The organism is Rossellomorea sp. YZS02 (assembly GCF_033963925.1).
Taxonomy (GTDB): domain Bacteria; phylum Bacillota; class Bacilli; order Bacillales; family Bacillaceae_B; genus Rossellomorea.
Window position 1 is genome coordinate 141522 of the sequence record NZ_JAXBLY010000011.1, and the last position, 17800, is coordinate 159321.

The 17800-nt window shown below is 44.0% G+C and carries 12 protein-coding genes and 1 tRNA gene; 1 reads left to right on the forward strand and 12 read right to left on the reverse strand.

The window, feature by feature from the left end:
- Positions 1–7 precede the first annotated feature (7 nt).
- From gap to SLH55_RS12625, 6 genes are all read right to left on the reverse strand, one after another.
- The gene (gene gap, locus SLH55_RS12600; RefSeq protein ID WP_044338275.1) at positions 8–1015 is read right to left on the reverse strand and encodes a type I glyceraldehyde-3-phosphate dehydrogenase; all 1008 of its coding nucleotides are present in this window, start codon (positions 1013–1015) and stop codon (positions 8–10) included.
- A 56-nt stretch (positions 1016–1071) separates the two neighbouring features.
- Positions 1072–2088: a sugar-binding transcriptional regulator gene (locus tag SLH55_RS12605; protein ID WP_219166020.1), complete on the reverse strand. Its 1017-nt coding sequence runs from the start codon at positions 2086–2088 to the stop codon at positions 1072–1074.
- 147 nt (positions 2089–2235) lie between these two features.
- Positions 2236–2481 carry a glutaredoxin family protein gene (locus tag SLH55_RS12610; RefSeq protein WP_320323565.1) on the reverse strand — a complete coding sequence of 82 codons (246 nt, stop codon included), beginning with the start codon at positions 2479–2481 and terminating at the stop codon, positions 2236–2238.
- A 125-nt stretch (positions 2482–2606) separates the two neighbouring features.
- Entirely contained in the window at positions 2607–3947 is a 1341-nt protein-coding gene (gene rpoN / locus SLH55_RS12615; protein ID WP_320323566.1) for an RNA polymerase factor sigma-54, read from the reverse strand.
- Positions 3948–4347: 400 nt separating this feature from the next.
- Positions 4348–4947, reverse strand: coding sequence for a 3'-5' exonuclease (locus tag SLH55_RS12620; RefSeq protein ID WP_320323567.1), 600 nt, complete (start codon positions 4945–4947; stop codon positions 4348–4350).
- Between the two features lie 380 nt (positions 4948–5327).
- A tRNA-Arg gene (locus SLH55_RS12625) sits at positions 5328–5399 on the reverse strand.
- Between the two features lie 609 nt (positions 5400–6008).
- Here SLH55_RS12625 and clpP point away from each other — a divergent pair.
- On the forward strand, positions 6009–6605 hold the full coding sequence (clpP, locus tag SLH55_RS12630) for an ATP-dependent Clp endopeptidase proteolytic subunit ClpP (protein WP_044338279.1): 597 nt from the start codon (positions 6009–6011) through the stop codon (positions 6603–6605).
- A gap of 96 nt (positions 6606–6701) precedes the next feature.
- On the opposite strand, the gene SLH55_RS12635 is transcribed toward clpP, so the two are convergent.
- Genes SLH55_RS12635 through SLH55_RS12660 form a run of 6 tightly spaced genes read right to left on the reverse strand, consistent with a single transcriptional unit; the run spans position 6702 to position 17212 of the window.
- Entirely contained in the window at positions 6702–9578 is a 2877-nt protein-coding gene (locus SLH55_RS12635; protein WP_320323568.1) for an ATP-binding protein, read from the reverse strand.
- Positions 9562–9936 carry a response regulator transcription factor gene (locus SLH55_RS12640; protein WP_226676136.1) on the reverse strand — a complete coding sequence of 125 codons (375 nt, stop codon included), beginning with the start codon at positions 9934–9936 and terminating at the stop codon, positions 9562–9564. Before SLH55_RS12640 ends, SLH55_RS12635 begins: the two co-directional genes overlap by 17 nt.
- A 3-nt stretch (positions 9937–9939) precedes the next feature.
- A complete protein-coding gene (locus SLH55_RS12645; RefSeq protein ID WP_320323569.1) occupies positions 9940–13173 on the reverse strand; it encodes a hypothetical protein in 3234 nt (1077 codons plus the stop codon).
- The gene (locus SLH55_RS12650; protein ID WP_320323570.1) at positions 13170–14570 is read right to left on the reverse strand and encodes a glycosyltransferase; all 1401 of its coding nucleotides are present in this window, start codon (positions 14568–14570) and stop codon (positions 13170–13172) included. Before SLH55_RS12650 ends, SLH55_RS12645 begins: the two co-directional genes overlap by 4 nt.
- Positions 14567–15610 (reverse strand): HEAT repeat domain-containing protein, encoded by a 1044-nt coding sequence (locus tag SLH55_RS12655; RefSeq protein WP_219166006.1) that lies wholly within the window; start codon positions 15608–15610, stop codon positions 14567–14569. The genes SLH55_RS12650 and SLH55_RS12655 overlap by 4 nt, the downstream gene beginning before the upstream one ends.
- Positions 15611–17212 carry a diguanylate cyclase gene (locus tag SLH55_RS12660; RefSeq protein WP_320323571.1) on the reverse strand — a complete coding sequence of 534 codons (1602 nt, stop codon included), beginning with the start codon at positions 17210–17212 and terminating at the stop codon, positions 15611–15613.
- Positions 17213–17800: the final 588 nt, after the last annotated feature.

The window sequence follows — 17800 nt, forward strand, 5'->3', positions numbered from 1 at the left end:
TTAAGGATTAAAGTCCTTTAGAAGCGATGTAACCAGCTAGGTCTACTACACGGTTAGAGTATCCGCTCTCGTTATCGTACCAAGAGATCACTTTTACCATGTTGTCTTCTAGAACCATTGTAGAAAGTGCATCGATTGTAGAAGAAGCCGGGCTTCCGTTGTAGTCAGTTGATACTAAAGGCTCTTCGCTGTAAGCAAGGATTCCTTTAAGATCGCCTTCAGCAGCTTCTTTAAGAGCTGCATTAACATCTTCAGCTGTAACGTTCTTATCAAGTTCAGCAACTAAGTCTACTAGAGAAACGTTTGGAGTTGGAACACGAACCGCTCCACCGTTCAGTTTCCCTTTAAGCTCAGGAAGAACAAGAGATACAGCTTTCGCAGCACCTGTAGTTGTTGGAATCATGTTCTCAGCAGCTGCACGTGCACGACGGTAATCTTTATGTGGTAAGTCTAAGATTTGTTGGTCGTTTGTATAAGAGTGGATTGTTGTCATCATTCCACGCTTGATTCCGAACTTGTCGTTAAGAACTTTCGCGAATGGCGCTAAGCAGTTTGTTGTACAAGATGCGTTAGAGATAACGTCGTGGCTAGCCGCGTCGTATTTATCTTCGTTAACACCCATAACCACTGTGATGTCTTCATCAGATGCAGGAGCAGAGATGATTACTTTCTTCGCACCAGCTTCGATGTGTTTCGCAGCGTCAGCACGCTTTGTGAAACGTCCAGTAGATTCAACAACGATATCTACACCAAGATCTCCCCAACCAAGTTGAGCAGGATCGCGCTCAGCCAATACTTTTACTTTCTTACCGCCAACTACAAGGTAGTCACCGTCAACAGTTACTTTCTCTTGAAGAGTTCCGTGAACTGTATCATATTGTAAAAGGTGAGCAAGCATGTTTGCATCAGTTAAGTCATTAACCGCTACTACCTCTACGTCGTTATTTTTAAGTGCTGCACGGAATACATTACGTCCGATACGTCCAAATCCGTTAATACCAATTTTAGTTGCCATGAATAACTTCCTCCTTTAGATAGTTAAGGATGATTTTTTTTATATTTCAAAAGGGCTTACCCTTTTAAAAGCGATCTCGCTGCTCCTTCATCCGTGATGAGCACGGTTTTATGGGGAGCACTCTTCATATACGCCCGAATCGCTTTCGCCTTCGAGCTGCCGCCGGCGACGGCAATAACATGTTCGATGTGACTTAAATCTTCAAGTTGCAGGCCGATCGTTGGCACCTTATGTACCACTTCACCCGCTTCGTCAAAATAATAACCAAACGCTTCCCCGACAGCATGACCCCCGGTGATCTTCTCAAAATCCTCTTCCGTGGTCTTCCGTCTTTCTGCCATTGTGATAGCATCTCCAATTCCATGGAGAACCATGTTAGCCGATTTGATCAAATTGAGTACCTCTTTGATCATCGGTTCTTTCAAGAAGGATTTGTATACTTCTTTACTAACCTGATCCGGCACATATAAAACACGATGTCGCGTTCCCGTATGTTCGGCCATCTTGGCACAGATGGTATTGGCCTGGTTCTTGACATCCTCCCCAATTCCACCCCGAGCAGGAACAAACAAGGTATCATCAGAGAAATCGGGTAGCCGTTCTGCTACGGCTGCCATCGTCGAACCCCCAGTCACAGCGATGATAGTATTTCCCTTAAGTCGGCGTTTCATACTAGAAGCTGTTGCACGCCCTAATTCTTCTTTTACCCAAGGTGACTCATCACTATTCCCCGGAACGATTACAATTTCATGAAGATTAAGTAACGATTTTAATTCCTGTTCCATAACGTTGATTCCTGATATCTCCCTCATCATGCTTTCAAGGTTTTCTAAAAGCTCTAAACCATCCGCCGTCATAATCATGCCAGAGGTTTTGATATCAATGAGATCTTGATTGTTCAGGAACTCCACTTCGCTTCTCAGTACACGTTCGGTCAGGCCCATATTCTGAGCAAGACTTCTGCGTCCGACAGGCTGCATGAACCGGATGGAACGAAGAATTTGATGCCTTTTTTGCATAACTTCAAGCAGGTCAGGTAATAATCGCTTTTGTATGTCAATTAATGATTCCATGATAAAAGCTCCTTCAAATGGAGTGATCAGCGTGTTGGACTTTAAAAGTCCCACATAGACATATTATGTCCCACTACCTCCAAAAAAAATTCATCCCTGCTTTCAAGACTTATTTTATCAGGGTATGAATCGTAATTCAACTAGAAACTATCGGGTTTTTTCATGTAAACGCTTGCTAAGCGTAAAATAATCAATTTGCCCATATTGAAGGATCTCCCCGTCCAATTCAACGACCGGAATCATCAGTCCAAATCGTTCGGTCAGATCATCACTTTCCTCGATGTCCTTCTCAAGGATTTCAAAATTCAGTTCACCCTGGAGGAGCTTTAAGGTGATTTTCGCGTCTTCGCATAGTCCGCATTGTGAGCGTGTATAGAATATGACTTGTTTCATTTTATTGCCTCGCTTTGTTGGGTTGTAGGTAGCATCAGTTCGATTGTTATTCTTGTAGCTGGTACAAGATGGTTGATTTTTACCAGGTACAAAATGGCTAAGGTGTACCTGGTAAAAATTCATTTCTATTCATACCGCTTCCTCAACGTCGAAGAAGCAATCCCTAATTGATCCCGGTATTTGGCGATCGTCCTTCTCGAAACATCAAATCCTTTATCCATTAATAGATGAACAATCTTCTGATCCGATAATGGCTTTTTCTTATCTTCTTCTTCTATCAGCTTTTGAAGCTCGTTCTTCACCGTCCGTGCTGAGGCCGCTTCAGAATCCTCGAGCCTGACCGATTTTATCGCCGAGGTAAAGAAATACTTCAATTCAAAGATTCCATATGGGGTTTGCATATACTTTCCTTTCACGGCACGGCTTATGGTCGATTCATGAACATCGATTTCATCCGCCACCTGCTTCAAGGTCAACGGCTGGATAAAGGAAGGCCCTTGAAGAAAAAAGTCCTTCTGCTTTTCAGCAAGCATCCTCCCTACCTTCAGGATCGTCTGCTTCCGCTGACGCAGGCTTTGCAGCAGCCACTGAAAATCCTGCTCCTTTTCCTGAAGATAGGACCGGACTTCCTGATCCGGATGATCCTTTAAGAATTCTGTGTACTCTTCATTATATGTGACGTTAACCGTTGTACCATCATATAGGGATACAGCCACGGTATGTCCGTCGATCACGTTCACAACCAGCTCAGGAATAATGTATTCAGCTATATGCTGCGAATATTTCGATCCCGGTCTTGGATTGCACTGCTGGATGAAGTCTGCCACCTTCTGGATGTCTTTCAGCTCAACCGACAGACCCTTTGCAATGGCCTTCCATTTCTTTTCGGCAAAGTTTTGGAAATGGTTGTCTACAACCATCGTAACCAGAGTGGGGACATCGGCTTTTCGCTGCAACTGAAGGGAAATGCATTCCTGAAGGGATCTCGCCCCTATCCCGGCAGGTTCTAATTCCTGTAGCCTATTAATATAGTTTTCAAGTTGAATCCTTTCCAGACCATGCTTTTGTATGAAGGAGTCTTCATCCACTCTTAAATATCCATTGTCATCCAGGCTGTATATTAACTCTTCCATTACTTTTCGATCTAAAGAAGTAAGCGATTTCAAATTCATCTGAACGGATAACGCATCCGCAAGCGTTCTCTTTGGGACGGATACATACTCATACCAATCCACTGTATTTTCACGATGTCCGGCGCTTCGTTTATACGTATAAGGTTCTCTTTGATGAAGGGGATCTTGTTTAGGCGGTTCTAATTGTATAAGGGGATTCTCTAATTGCTTAGCTTCTAGATAAGCATTCAATTCCATCGTAGAATATTGGAGGATGGTGATGGCTTGAGAAAGCTGTTGTGTCATTTGAAGTTTTAGTTGTTGATTTTGAAATAGTCCTGCTTTCAAATTCATGATTACTAACCTCCCATTTATATATTCTACAATAAAATCGGTTGTTCGTTAATGGGAATTCGTTGGTAGTTGATGGGTTTGTACTATATATATATGATTTATTCCTTAAAAACTTTACGGAGAGAGTAGTGGTTGATTTCCGCTGCAGGTGCTCGCTTTCCGCGGGGCGGGCGGTGAGCCTCCTCGGCTTCGCCTGTGGGATCTCACCTGTCCCGCGTTTCCCGCAGGAGTCAAGCACCTGCAGCTCCAATCAACTGTCGTGGTGTGGGTGTTCTCCATCCATCACAACATCATTCTCTTAAATTTTTGTTCAATAGAATAAAAAGCTACTAATGAAAAAGACACAGGAGGATGTCTCAATTGAACATCACTATAAGATAGAGCTTCTCGGAAAGTTGAGTTATTTAGCGGATTTACTTACTAATGAAGAGCGATAGATGCCTTCGGATATTTCTCCAGGTTTAATTCGAGTTTTATTGTAGAGAGAATCAAAGTCTGTAATCTTGTACTCTTCTGCTAGCTTTAGCATTATTTGAGCGCATGCTTTAGCATCATCTGCAGCATGATGGTGATTATCTAATTGTATTCCAAAATAAGCACAAAGAGATGATAGCTGGTAGGCAGGAAGACCCTTCACCATTTTTCTGGACATTTGATATGTGCAGAGAAATTGGTTGTATACGGGCTTCATTCCATAACGAGCTAAATTATCTCTCAAAGCGTATCCATCGAAGGAAAGATTATGAGCAATCATTAACTTATTCTCTATCTTGTCCTTAATAGAATGATAGAAAGCATCGAACGTCATCGCACCTTCAACATCTTGTGGTTGAATTCCATGAATTCTGATATTAAAATGATCAAATTTCTCTTCTGGATCGATTAATTGATAAATCGAATCGACAATTTCTCCATTTTCTACAAATACCATTCCGACTGAGCATATACTGTGTCTTGCACGATTAGCCGTTTCAAAGTCAAAAGCTATAAAATCCTTCATACGAAGCCACCATCCCTGTTTAAGATTTGTTCTTCTTTGCTATATCAACGAGTTTCCTTTTCACTGTGTATGACTCATATTCATATGGGAAATTGATCCACACTTCTTCAAAATAAGAATTTTAAATAATTATACAATATATAAAATTGTAAAATAATCGTTTTATATTTTCTTGACCACTAGATACCACTTGAAAGTAGTAAGGATGTTTTTCTATGTATGATGGAAATCTCCATTACTATGAGAACAAGGAACTTTAAGTATGCCAAGTATATTTCGTGGTATTTTCTTTCATAAATACCCTTAATCTTAGGAACGAAAAAAGGTGCCTCCACAAATTAAAAACTTGTAGAAACACCTTCATATCACTCTTTCAACTACGCCCTCGGAGGGAATCGAACCCCCATTTTAAGAACCGGAATCTTACGTGCTATCCGTTGCACCACGAGGGCAAGAAATGAATAACCGTCACGAATATATATTATAAGGTAGAAATTGCTTGTTTGCAATAGATATTATTGTATATGTCTTTTTAACTTCACCATTATTATCTTTTAAAAGGTGTAGTGGAAATTTGTAAAAGAAGTTTATCTAAATTAGAATTCTTCACTCATCATCTATCCCTATTCAGAACCACAGAGTGGATTGAAGCGTAAGGCACTTGACTCCTGCGGGAATAGAGGGAAGGTCGAGACCCCACAGGGCGCAAGCCCGAGGAGGCTCGACTCCCTCCCCGCTGGAAAGCAAGTGCCTGCAGCGGAAAGAAACGGTCCATGAATTATTCGAAACTAAATTAGAACATATCTACTCATTAAGTCACTCCTTAAATATTCAACTTATTCACCTTAAACCTATCAGTCTTCTGACTCAAATAACAACAAACTTCCCAATACATCCCCGTTTAAAAAAGGAATGAATGGGTATCATGTAGAAAGGATTTATATACAGGATAATAAAGGAATCGTTTAGTTTGACCTTTATTGACCATGGGTGTATGATAACAGTACAAAGTGAATAAGTAATTCTAACAAATAAAAAAGGATTTCTAAGGAGGAACGAGGATGAATTTAATTCCTACAGTAATTGAACAAACAAACCGCGGTGAACGTGCTTATGACATTTATTCACGTTTATTGAAAGACCGTGTCATCATGCTTGGAAGCGGAATCGATGACAATGTGGCGAACTCCATTGTAGCACAGCTACTATTCCTTGAATCTGAAAACCCGGAGAAGGATATTTCAATCTACATAAACTCTCCTGGCGGAAGCATCACAGCGGGTATGGCCATCTATGATACGATCCAATACATCAAGCCTGATGTCCAAACAATCTGTATCGGTATGGCGGCTTCAATGGGTGCGTTCCTTCTTGCAGCAGGTGCAAAAGGCAAGCGTTTAGCCCTTCCAAATGCTGAAGTCATGATTCACCAACCACTTGGTGGAGCTCAGGGTCAGGCGACTGAAATCGAAATCGCTGCGAAGCGTATTCTATTCCTTCGTGAGAAACTAAACCAAATCCTGGCTGATCGCACTGGTCAACCACTTGAAGTGATTTCAAAAGATACGGATCGCGATAACTTCATGACAGCGGAAAGAGCGCTTGAATATGGTTTGATCGACCGCATCATCACTCGTAACGAAATGAACAATAAATAAGTACTTTAAAGCCCTTCGCGACTGGTCGCGAAGGGCTTTTTTTGGCAATCAACACTAAATAAAGAAGAGGCTTCTTTCGATGGAAGCCTCACTCTTTTATTTTTCTCCTGACTTTTTCTCACAAACAGGCACCAAGATTTCACCATTCATCCCTTTTTTCAATAAAAGGTGCAGGATGGTCTTGGATAGTCTGCTTGGATGATAAGGTTTCACAAGATAGTCATTGGCTCCCAATGTGAGTCCTTTTTCTTTCTCATCCAAAGCCGAGGATACGATGATCGGTACTTGGGAAAGATGTTCATCCCCTTTCATCTCCTCCAGGACGTCCCATCCGGACATGCTTCCTTCAAGCATGATATCCAGAACGACGGCATCTGGCTTTTCATCCTTCATTTTGGTCAAAGCTTCGCTTCCCGAGGGGGTATGCTGCACCTTGAAGCCACTGTCGGAAAGTTCGGCTTTGAGTAAAGATGCCAGATTGATGTCATCTTCAATGACGATGATATACATTCCATCGCCGCCATGCTCATCGTCTTTGAAGGTTTCAATCGTCACGATCGGCAGGCGGATGGTGAACACGCTGCCTTTTCCTTCCTCGGATGTCACCATGATTTTCCCTTCATGGGTTTCAATGATTTCCTTTACGATTGTCAGACCCAATCCGGTACCGCCAATTCTTCTCTGATCGGAATTATCGACCCGATAGAACTTGGTAAACAGGTTTGGAATGGCTTCCTGAGGAATGCCAAGACCTTCATCACGGATCTCAATGCTGATGCATTCGTCCCCTTCACGGAACATGACGGTGATGGTTCCTCCGTCAGGTGAGTACTTGATGGCATTGCTGATTAAATTGGTAAATGCCTGGGCAAGCTTATCCCGATCACCAAGGACGATTGTACAGTCCGTTTCCCTGGCAATGTTAAAGGAATGATGGGGAGCATTCACCTTCTGTGTATCAATCACCTGCTGCATGATCGGTACGACATCCTCGAATTTCCTCTCGAAGGTCTGGCGTCCCGATTCCATACGCTGGACATCCAGGAAGTCGTTGATAAGTGACGTCAGCCTCTTCGCTTCCTGGTAGATTGTCGTTAAGTATTTCTTTGTTCTTTCCGGTTTTAGATCTTTTGTCAGCATCAATTCCGTAAAGCCCAGCACGCTTGACAGTGGAGTGCGGAGTTCATGACTGACCGTACTCACAAACTCTGATTTCATTTGATCGACTTCGAATTCTTTCGTGATATTGCGGTGAACGAAGATCGTGCCGATTTGATCTTCTCCCCGATAGAGAGATTCGGAGTATACTTGGAAAACTTCTTTGCTGTCTGCCAGGTGGTAGGTAAGAAGATGTTTTCCGGTCTTTCCTTTTTTCACAATCTCTTCGTAATACTCCTCGAGCTTTTCTTTATCTTCAACCCGGTTGATCAGTGCCTTTTTCCAGGTCTGGTAGCACACCTGATGAAGGTTATCAAATTCACCTGAAATCAAAGCAGATAACTTCGTATTCATTAATAGGGTATTACCATCTTTATCAATGAGCTGAATGCCTTCTTGAATATTATTAAGAATATCCTGTGTTAGTTGACGGTTATCCTCGGTTTCTTCAAATAACCTGATTTTCTGCAATGAGATGGATATTTGTTTTGCCAGGCTAACATACTCGCCCAGTTCCTGCTTGTTGAAATCATTTCCGAAGCGGCTGAATACCATGATGGCTTCCACTTCATGATCAGCTGAAAGGACAGGCAGAAATAAGTCATATGAGTACAGCACTTCTTCGTGATACCCCTTCTCTGATGGTGTCATTTCCCTTTTGAGGGAGAAGGGCTCTCTTGAATCAAATAATCGCTGATGGATTCCGTTATAGATATACGCCAGGAACTGTGCTGCTCCATTTTGGGATATTCCAAACGACGCATTGGACTTTTGTTCATCCATAAGGACAATCATCCCACGGGAGGCGCCGATCACGTGACTCATGCTTTTGACGATGCTCTCTAGTACCTCTTGCTTGTTCAGGGAGCTTGATATACCATGTATGAATTCGTTTCTGCGCTCCAGCTGTGCCTCCCTGTTCTTCGTCATATTCAGGAGGTGCTCAAGCTCAGATTGCTGCGATTCCAACTCATCCTGCTGCGCCTGCAGTTCTTCATTCTGGGCAAGGAGATGCTCTTCCTTCTCCTGGATTTTATAGATCATCTTTTCGAAGGCCCGTGACATCTTACCGATTTCATCTTTTCGTTTATTGTTAAAGTTCCAATTCTGGTATGCATCGCTCTCTGCAATTTGCTCTGCTGCAGAAGCCACTTGATCGAGAGGCTGACCGATTTGCTTGGCGATCATTCTCATTAACCTCATCAGAACGAGAAGCATCAGAAAGATAAAGACAATGAACGCTGTCTGACTTAGAGACTCTTTTCGTTTCACCTCATCATAAGCATTTCGTTTACTTTGTTCAATGGAGTCTGCATACCCGTTCAGCTGGGTCTGGAATGTTTCGATCGTGGCTGTGGCACCACTCGCAGAAGCCTCTTTTACAGCCTCTATATCGCCCTTTTCAAAACTCTCAATGACAGGTGGGACCATTTCCTTAAAATAGAGGTCGGAAAACTCCTCCACATCTTTCACGAAGAGGAGATCTTCAGGTTCCGTTTGCAATGCCTTTAGCTTTGTCAACGTGTCATTCACTTTTTTCTCTTGATTAAAGATACTTTCTTTGAATTCCTTTCTGTCGAAGGCTAGATATCCCCTCGCATCAAAGAATGCCTTTTGAAAATCTCTATCCAATTGTTCAGCTACGTCTTCTTTTTGGTTTAACTTGTCTCTGAGTATTTGATAGTCATTGGCAATTGTCTGATCATATACGTACAGAAATGCCGCCCCGATGAAAAAGATGACAATAAAGCCGCTCATCAGCCCGATGAACTGATTTCGTAAACTTGTTTGAAAAAACTCATTGATCTTCTTCATTCAAAATGTCCTCGATCCGCTGAACAAGCTCTGCCGGACTGTACGGTTTCGCAATGAAATAGTCGGCACCCGACTTCAGAACAAGATCTTTATCCGTCTGCTGGCTCTTCGCAGACACCATCATGATCTTTACCGTGCTTTTACCAGGTGAATTCCTCACCCTTTCGATGACTTCCAGACCAGTCAACAGAGGCATCATATAATCCAGGAGTATGAGGTCGTACTCATTTTCCATGATGTGATCGATCGCTTCCTGACCGTCGGCGGCTTCATCCAGCTCATGCCCCTCGTCTTCCAGTGTGTCCACCATCAACATCCGAAGAACTTCTTCATCTTCCGCAATCAATATTCTCGCCATGTGTTATTCCCCTTCTTTCTCAAAAGCTTTCTTCATTTCGTAGTAGGACTGCTTCAACCTCTCATGGGAGGTCGGCTGGTCCCATGTTTCCCAGTTGTATGGATAAAACCCTGCAGGATCGATGAACCCATCTTCTTTTCGTTCAGGGTATGAGAATACTTTTTCTCCATCGGTTTCATATAGACCGATTTTGATAGAATCAAGGGTAATGGAACTTTGGATCCCTTTTTCTGACCATATATCCCCCATTGCTTCTTTCAGGCTTGGATCCTTGATATTCAGCAGCTGCCAAGGTATACGGATTTCATATCGCCCCTTTGAGGAGTCGACACTGATATCCGTCAAGGAATCATATGCTTCATCCTGGGGATTTGAAGTACCGAACTGGAGAACACCGGTTTCATAGGATTGAAACGGAATGTTTTCTCCTTCAACGTCCAGTGATTTGTTCAGTGTCAGCCGAATCGGGTGGTATTTGCCGTTATCTTTCACTTTGGCATATGTCTCTTCCTCGATCATGTCGAGAACGTGTCCGTAGTGATAGTAATGAGTATCGTAATAGCTGTCGATCCACAACCGTGCTTCTTTGGTCCCCTTAATATGCAGTGCAAAATCCACACCTTTTGTAGATACGTCTTTTACATCAGGCAGCGTGGACTGTCCTTGATTCCCAATCGTATCAAAGAGCAGATACGTGTCTTCCCCTTCGTCTATAGGATCAGAATCTACACGAACATATACATAACGCTCATCGCTCGTTACATACATGCTGTGTCCGTCTTTTTGGAAAGCCGGTTGGATTCCATTGAAGGACCAGTCTTCCCCTCGCCCATCCACATGGATCATACTGCTTTTACGAACCCCAGGGTCGAAGCTGACCATTCCAAACTGCTGCTCATTCGTCTGGGCATTTTGCCAGAACGGACGTCTGTCCGGGTTGTCATAGTCCATCGTATTCCATGTTCGTTTGAACCACTCATCCTGCCAGGCGAACACCATTCCACCCGCCATTTTTTCTTCCACGATATCCTCGAATAATCTGCGGTCGATTTCGCCCTGCTCTTTTTCTGAGTGATGGCCCTGGTCCATGCCGTAGACGTTTTTATGTGTCATCCCCCTGGATCCCGGGACTCCGAATTCCGCTACTACTAAAGGCATGGAGTGAGCTTTTTTCATATCATTCAGATAGCCGGCATAGTTGTTTTTTTCTCCCCGTTGATCAATATAGTCGACATATCTCTGCTCGTAATTCAGAAAATCTGGGTAATACGGATAGATATGATAGGAAGCGAATAAACCTGTTTTCAATTTATCCGTTCCCTTCATGACGTTCGGATCAACAGACACCATGTCTTCCTTCTCCAGCGGTTCACTTGGATGATCCAACAGATCAGTCGTGACCCAGTTCGTAAAGCTCACCGGTCTTTGCCACTGATACGTATCGGTTTCATACTTGACTCCTTCATTCATTCGTTGGGTCAGCCAGATCTCGAATGGCTGTGCCTTTTCGGTTCCGATGTATTCGCCCTTGAAGTCCTGGAGTCCTTTATGCTTTTCATTTGTTGCAAGGACCACTTCGGGATCCCACTCGACTCCGAAGATCCAGCCAAGAACGTAAGGGGATATATCGTAGGTGTATGATCCCGATGCATGCCCTTTCCGCTCCGGTATTTCAGCGTTCCCATGGACGAGATCGATGGTCTTTTTGATTTCAGACGCAAATTCGTCCGTGTTCTCTTTTGCAAAGGCATCCTCAGACCTTAGGAAAATCTCTTCATTCACCCATACCCCGTGGAATAAGTACAGAGGCTCATCCGCCATCTGATTATATTCGTAGAAGGCTTCATAAAATTCCGGGGGATGGATGGTGTAAATCCGGAGGGCATTGGCATTCATCGCCCCGATTTGTTTGAACCATCTCAGATATTCTTCCTTCGAGATGGCCGTTTCTCCTGGAAATGAACCGGGTTTCGCAATGCCCATGTTCACCCCTTTTATGAGGATGTCTTCCCACTTTCCGTCCTTATTCACCTGAATATAATCTCCGCCTGTTTTCCCTCCGAGCTTCAGACCATCTTCATTTGTTATTTCTACGGTTTCCTTCTTCTTCGTGGCATCATCCTTTTGGATATCCTTCAAGATAGCCGTCATCATCGGAGTGTAGGCTTTCCAGTAAAACTGGGATGAATCATCCGGTTTCGATGATCCCGTCCACTTTCTCCAGGATGAGAACCCGACCGTTTGATAAAGACCCGGCACATCTGCCTGATCCGCATAATCCCCGCTAAAATAGTAGGTGTCGTATTGTCGGTTCTGTCCGTGGACGACAGCCGGGAACGTCACCGGCAGGTTCAAGGCTTTCATGGTATCCTTTCCGCTCTTTGATAAAGACAGCGTGTAGTCAGCCACGACCTCATCGGGATTGATCGCTTCCACAATATCAAACCAATAGGAATAAGGGGTGCTGATTTTTTCACCGATCAACTTTTCACCATGAGGAGTAGTGGAAAAAACCACTCCCTTATCCCCGATGTCTTCCTTATCCAGTACGACGAGACGATCATTTTCGTCCACCAGTACATAGCCTGGACCTTTGAAGTTATAGGCCGCTTCATACTGTTTTTCATAATTATCCCTCACCCACTGAGGCACTTCACTGTTTTCCAGTTCAGGGAAATACCTTCCGATCCATCCGGACCACTCCAAATTGAAAAGGGAATAGAATTTCTTGCGCGTTGCTTCCTCAGTAGGCTGCGCCATGGAATTGAACTCGGCGATCAATGTTTTTCCATCCTTCACCGCCATGTCTTTCAGTGCGTCCATATCCTGGTCGGTCAAGCCTCCATAAAGCTTGGTGGACCGCTTGCCTGATACATTTTTATTGTGGAACTCTTCTTCATAAACCCCATACGTATCGGCTATGTAGACCGCATCATATTGGTCTGTGGATGAAGGGATATTTTTTATATTGTAGGTTTGGTCCTTTTTCGGAACAAATCCTATATAGTCTTCCTTCAGGTTGTACCTTTCCCCATTGGATTGAACATATTTCTGTTGATTCAAGAGCCACATTAGCCCCTTATGTTCCCTGTATGTCGTATCAGGTACCGTTTTATCGATGATCAACAGGTCCAAATCTTTATCTCCCTTCACCTGCCAAAGCCAAAACGGGGCAGAGATCAAGAGCACAATACCGACGATGAACAAAACAAACCAATAAGATTTCAGCTTCCTCATTTTGAAACTCCTTTTCTCGCCATCTCTCCCCAGCCTCTCTTTTTGCGCAGCACGTCAAGGATCCCTTCGCAACGCCAGAGAACGGTCAGTGGACGATACCATAACGTCTCGGTCAATGAATAAGCAAAGAGCCGTCCGATATCGGATGCTCTTGGGAACTTTCTGACAGACCATTCTTCAAGGAGGACGGCTGCCATGGACAATACCGATCCATAGAGGATGGATAACAAGAATAATAGAATGGCAAATTCCAGGTAAACGCCGCCCAGGAAGATGGAGAAGATCATGATGACGTATCCCATCAATTCAACGACCGGTCCCAGGAATTCAATGATTAAGAAATAAGGCATGGACACCATCCCGATCGACCCATACTTCGGGTTGAACAGGAGTTTACGGTGGATCCAGAGGCTTTCAAATAGTCCCCGATGCCATCTGCTGCGTTGACGTCGTAGGTATTTCAGGGATTCAGGTGCTTCCGTCCAACTTACCGGATCGGGAACATAGACGATTTTTTTATCCGCCTTTTGCTCCTTTACATACCGGTGAAGCCTGACAACAAGCTCCATGTCTTCCCCCACAGTATGGGAGTATCCACCGGCATCGACGACCCAGCGCTTTGAGAAGACACCGAATGCACCGGAAACGATCAATAACAGATTATGCCTGCTCAAGCCGATCCTGCCCATTAAGAACGCCCTTAAGTATTCGATTACCTGCATGACGACAAGGGGAGAACGGGACAAACCTACCTTTACAATTTCCCCGCTTTCAATTTCACAGCCGTTGGCAATCCGGATGCTTCCACCCGACGCGATGACTTCCCCATCGGATTCGACGATCGGTTTCATCACTTTCAGGAAAGCCGTTCTTTCAAGCACCGAGTCTCCATCGATGGAACAGAAGTATGGAAAGTTCGAGACGTTGATCCCGGCATTCAAGGCGTCGGCCTTCCCCCCGTTTTCCTTATCGATGACCAGAAGGTTTTTATATAGTTTTGACTGATACACACCTCTCACCGGTTTTGTGTCCAGCTGCTGACGGATGACCCACTTGATTTTCACCAGTTGAAACGTCTCAATGAGCTTTTCCAGAGAATCATCGGTGGAACCGTCGTTAATGATAATGATTTCGTATTCAGGATACTCGATACTAAGGAGTGATCTCACCGTTGCCATGATTCCCACTGACTCATTGTAAGCCGGGACCAATATGGACACAGGCTTGGTTTGATGCAGATGCATCAGCTCCTCGTACGGTTCCCATTCATCCAGGCCATATGTTTTCCTTAATTGAAACAGGGAAATGACGAGGAGAATCGTATAAAAGGAGATAACGAGAATCATATAAACAAGCACGAACCACCCAATGATCATCATGATACTTCCCATACTCATGAAACCGCCCCCCTTTCAAGCCACTGCGCTGCCATATCCCTTGCGTATCCATCTTCTGCATGGACAGCCATTTCTCCCAGCACACTTTTGCCATTCTCAAGACGCAGTAGAGATTGCGCGGCTTGGGACCGAACATAGAAGGACGGGTCGCTCATAAGTTCCTGTAAATATGGACTTAGCTCAGGGGAACGGATATACTCGCATGCTTTAATGGCCATCAACCGTTCCTGCCAAGACTCAGCCCGCAAATGAATGGAGAGCGTCGGTATATCAAGATAGTACTCCATCCCCACCACGGCCTTTAACGCTCGGATCCTCAGCTCAGTGGAGTCATTGGTCAATAATCGCTGCAGAAAAGCAATATGTTCCATTCTATTCTTCACCCCGATTGAATCGATGAGGGCATATTTCATCACGTCGGGCAGTTCGTCAAAGGCTTGGACCAATGGCTGGAACTGACCTTTTCCGAATGACTGAAACAGCAGGCTGTACTCAAATTCCGTCAACTCATGCAACGTGTCTGTCAATCGTGGAAGAAGGTCCCGATCATTGAAGAGCACATCTATTTTCAATAACTGAATTTCTTCCGATTTACTCATGGATCCCGATTCCCGGAGTTCCCTCAACGGCTCTTTCATACTGCTCATTCTGAAATCCTGTATCCAGTAAAGAGCATTCATCCGGATACTCCACCTTCTGTGCTGTAACTGCGACAGAATGAACGGTTGAAGATGGTCTTCTGCAAATTCTTGTACCCTCTTGAGGATGTCTGGTGAGGAAAGAACCTTTGAAAAGCCGGCCAACAGCTCCACCAATGCCCGGGTTTGGAGGGGGGAGCTGTTCAGAAATCTCTTATCCTCGATGCCTTCATGTAAAAGTTGAAAAAGAGCTAATTGATATTCTTCTTTATACTTCTCTATCTTCGTCCGATTCTTATTGTCCATCATCTTCTTTATCATTAAATATAGGCAAAGGCCCGTCAACACAACCAGCAAACCGACCAGCACAATAGAAAAATAAAAAATTTCCTTTGAAAACAATTACCTCATCCTTCTCAGCATTTGACCTAAACGGGCCTCGAGCTCTAATAATTTGAAAGGCTTTGTCATATAATCATCCGCCCCTAGTTGAAGGGATCTGGAAATGTCCTTTTCACTCTTCCGCGAAGTCAGCATAAGAACTTTGTACCGGTCCGAATCACTTCTTGAACGAATGCGTTCCAATACTTCCAGGCCATCCATCTTCGGCATCACCCCGTCTAATATGACAAGACAAGGGTGTGAGACATGCCAGTCAGACCCAACAAAGGCTGCCCCATCGTTGAATGTCTGGATGTCATACTGAATATGGGTATCTCCCGGCAGCTTCGAAACGATATCCTTCATCACCGTCCGGATGATCGGATCATCATCCACAATGGCGATCTTTATCATTTTATGAGGGATGTTATCACTTGATTTCCTATCGATCTTCACGTTGTTCCTGCCGTTTCCCTTCGCCTCATAAAGGGCATGATCGGCAAGCTTTAGCCATGTATCAAAGGGCTTCGTCGGATCAGCGATTTCCGCCACACCTGCAGAGAAGGAACAGGAAAATTCCTCTTCTGCCTGAAACATTACTTGATTGAACCCTTTACGTATATCATCGACCAATTCGAACGCTTCTTTTACAGATGTAGAAGGGAAAATGATGACAAATTCTTCCCCACCAAACCGAAAGACCGTATCCTGGATCCTCGTTTCGGACTTCAAGTGTGAAGCGAATTTCTTCAGCACCAGGTCCCCCACCAGATGTCCGTACCGATCGTTCACTCCTTTGAAATGGTCGAGGTCGAGGACCGCCACAGAATAAGAGTCCCCTCTGCGTGCCCAATCACTTTGCAGTTGGGCATACGCCTGCCCAAGATATTTACGGTTATACACCAGTGTGAGTTCATCGATCAGCACAAGCTCTTCCATCTGTTTCTTTCGCTCCATCTGCCTTTTCACACGTACAATGAACTCTTCCAGGTCAAAGGGTTTGGCGATAAAATCATCGGCCCCCATCTGATAGCTTTTTATACGGACTTCCTTACTGTTTTCCGCACTCACCATCACCGTAGGAATGAACTGCTGCTTCAGCTTTTTCTTAAAAAAGTCCAGTACTTCGAATCCATTCGTCCCGTCCATATAAATATCAATGATGGCACAGTCCGGCTTTACGTCGTAGTAGGACATGACCGCCTTATCCGGATTGGCGATGGGGACGACATACCATCCTATTTTCTCAAGTTCTTCCTTCATGTACATAAGGAAAGATGTGTCATCATCGATGAGTAGCAAGACAGGTTCTTCGCCGGTCCTCGTTTGCTTTCCAGGAAATACTTCCGTGGACTCCTCTTCATATTGATAACAGAATTGAATGATATCAAACAGTTCTTCCTTCACTTCTGAAATCGTCCATATCCGTTCTTCCTTTTCTTCATATTGACCCATCAATTCACGGGCCCTATCCCCGATTTTATGTAACCCAAGCACCGAGGCCGATCCAGCCATGGAGTGGATGAATCGGTATACTTCTTCATGAGGGATGGACACTGCTGCCTCCCACTCTTGTAATTTCTTTCGTACATTATTAAAGAAATGCTTTGTGTATTTTTCCATTCGGCATCGTCTTCCTTTATCGTAAACTTCTATTTTTAACAAATTATCCGTTAGCATTGTAATGGATGTACTCCAAACTTATTTCATTATACTCTCGTATTCTTTAGTTTAATAGGTGGGTACTGGAAATATTATGTGTCTTTTTCTTCATTTCTCCTGAAAAGTTCAATGTATCAGAAAAATGAAAAGACATCCATTGAGGATGTGAAAAAATGGGAAAAAAGGTTCGAATGGATTAGTTGCTTATTCTTAATTTTTTTACATCCATATGTTGTTTGAACAAGCTAAATGAGCATCTTTGTAAAGATTGGACCGTTTCTTTCCGCTACAGGCACTTTCTTTCCTCTATTCCCGCAGGAGTAAAGTGCCCTCCGCTCCAATCCACTCTGTGGTCTACACTCTGAATATTCTAAAAAGAAGGCTGTTTTCGTAAACATTGTTGCTTTTGGATGTAGCGAGTGGCGGTTGATTTCCGCTACAGGTGCTCGCTTTCCGCGGGGCTGGCGGTGAGCCTCCTCGGCTACGCCTGCGGGGTCTCACCTGTCCAGCGTTTCCCGCAGGAGTCGAGCACCTTCCGCTCCAATCAAC

Coding starts and splice junctions, on each gene's coding strand:
- SLH55_RS12610 (WP_320323565.1), bottom strand. CDS start 2,481: ATGAAACAAGTCATATTCTATACACGCTCACAATGCGGACTATGCGAA.
- SLH55_RS12605 (WP_219166020.1), bottom strand. CDS start 2,088: ATGGAATCATTAATTGACATACAAAAGCGATTATTACCTGACCTGCTT.
- clpP (WP_044338279.1), top strand. CDS start 6,009: ATGAATTTAATTCCTACAGTAATTGAACAAACAAACCGCGGTGAACGT.
- SLH55_RS12620 (WP_320323567.1), bottom strand. CDS start 4,947: ATGAAGGATTTTATAGCTTTTGACTTTGAAACGGCTAATCGTGCAAGA.
- SLH55_RS12650 (WP_320323570.1), bottom strand. CDS start 14,570: ATGAGTATGGGAAGTATCATGATGATCATTGGGTGGTTCGTGCTTGTT.
- gap (WP_044338275.1), bottom strand. CDS start 1,015: ATGGCAACTAAAATTGGTATTAACGGATTTGGACGTATCGGACGTAAT.
- SLH55_RS12640 (WP_226676136.1), bottom strand. CDS start 9,936: ATGGCGAGAATATTGATTGCGGAAGATGAAGAAGTTCTTCGGATGTTG.
- SLH55_RS12645 (WP_320323569.1), bottom strand. CDS start 13,173: ATGAGGAAGCTGAAATCTTATTGGTTTGTTTTGTTCATCGTCGGTATT.
- SLH55_RS12635 (WP_320323568.1), bottom strand. CDS start 9,578: ATGAAGAAGATCAATGAGTTTTTTCAAACAAGTTTACGAAATCAGTTC.
- rpoN (WP_320323566.1), bottom strand. CDS start 3,947: ATGAATTTGAAAGCAGGACTATTTCAAAATCAACAACTAAAACTTCAA.
- SLH55_RS12660 (WP_320323571.1), bottom strand. CDS start 17,212: ATGGAAAAATACACAAAGCATTTCTTTAATAATGTACGAAAGAAATTA.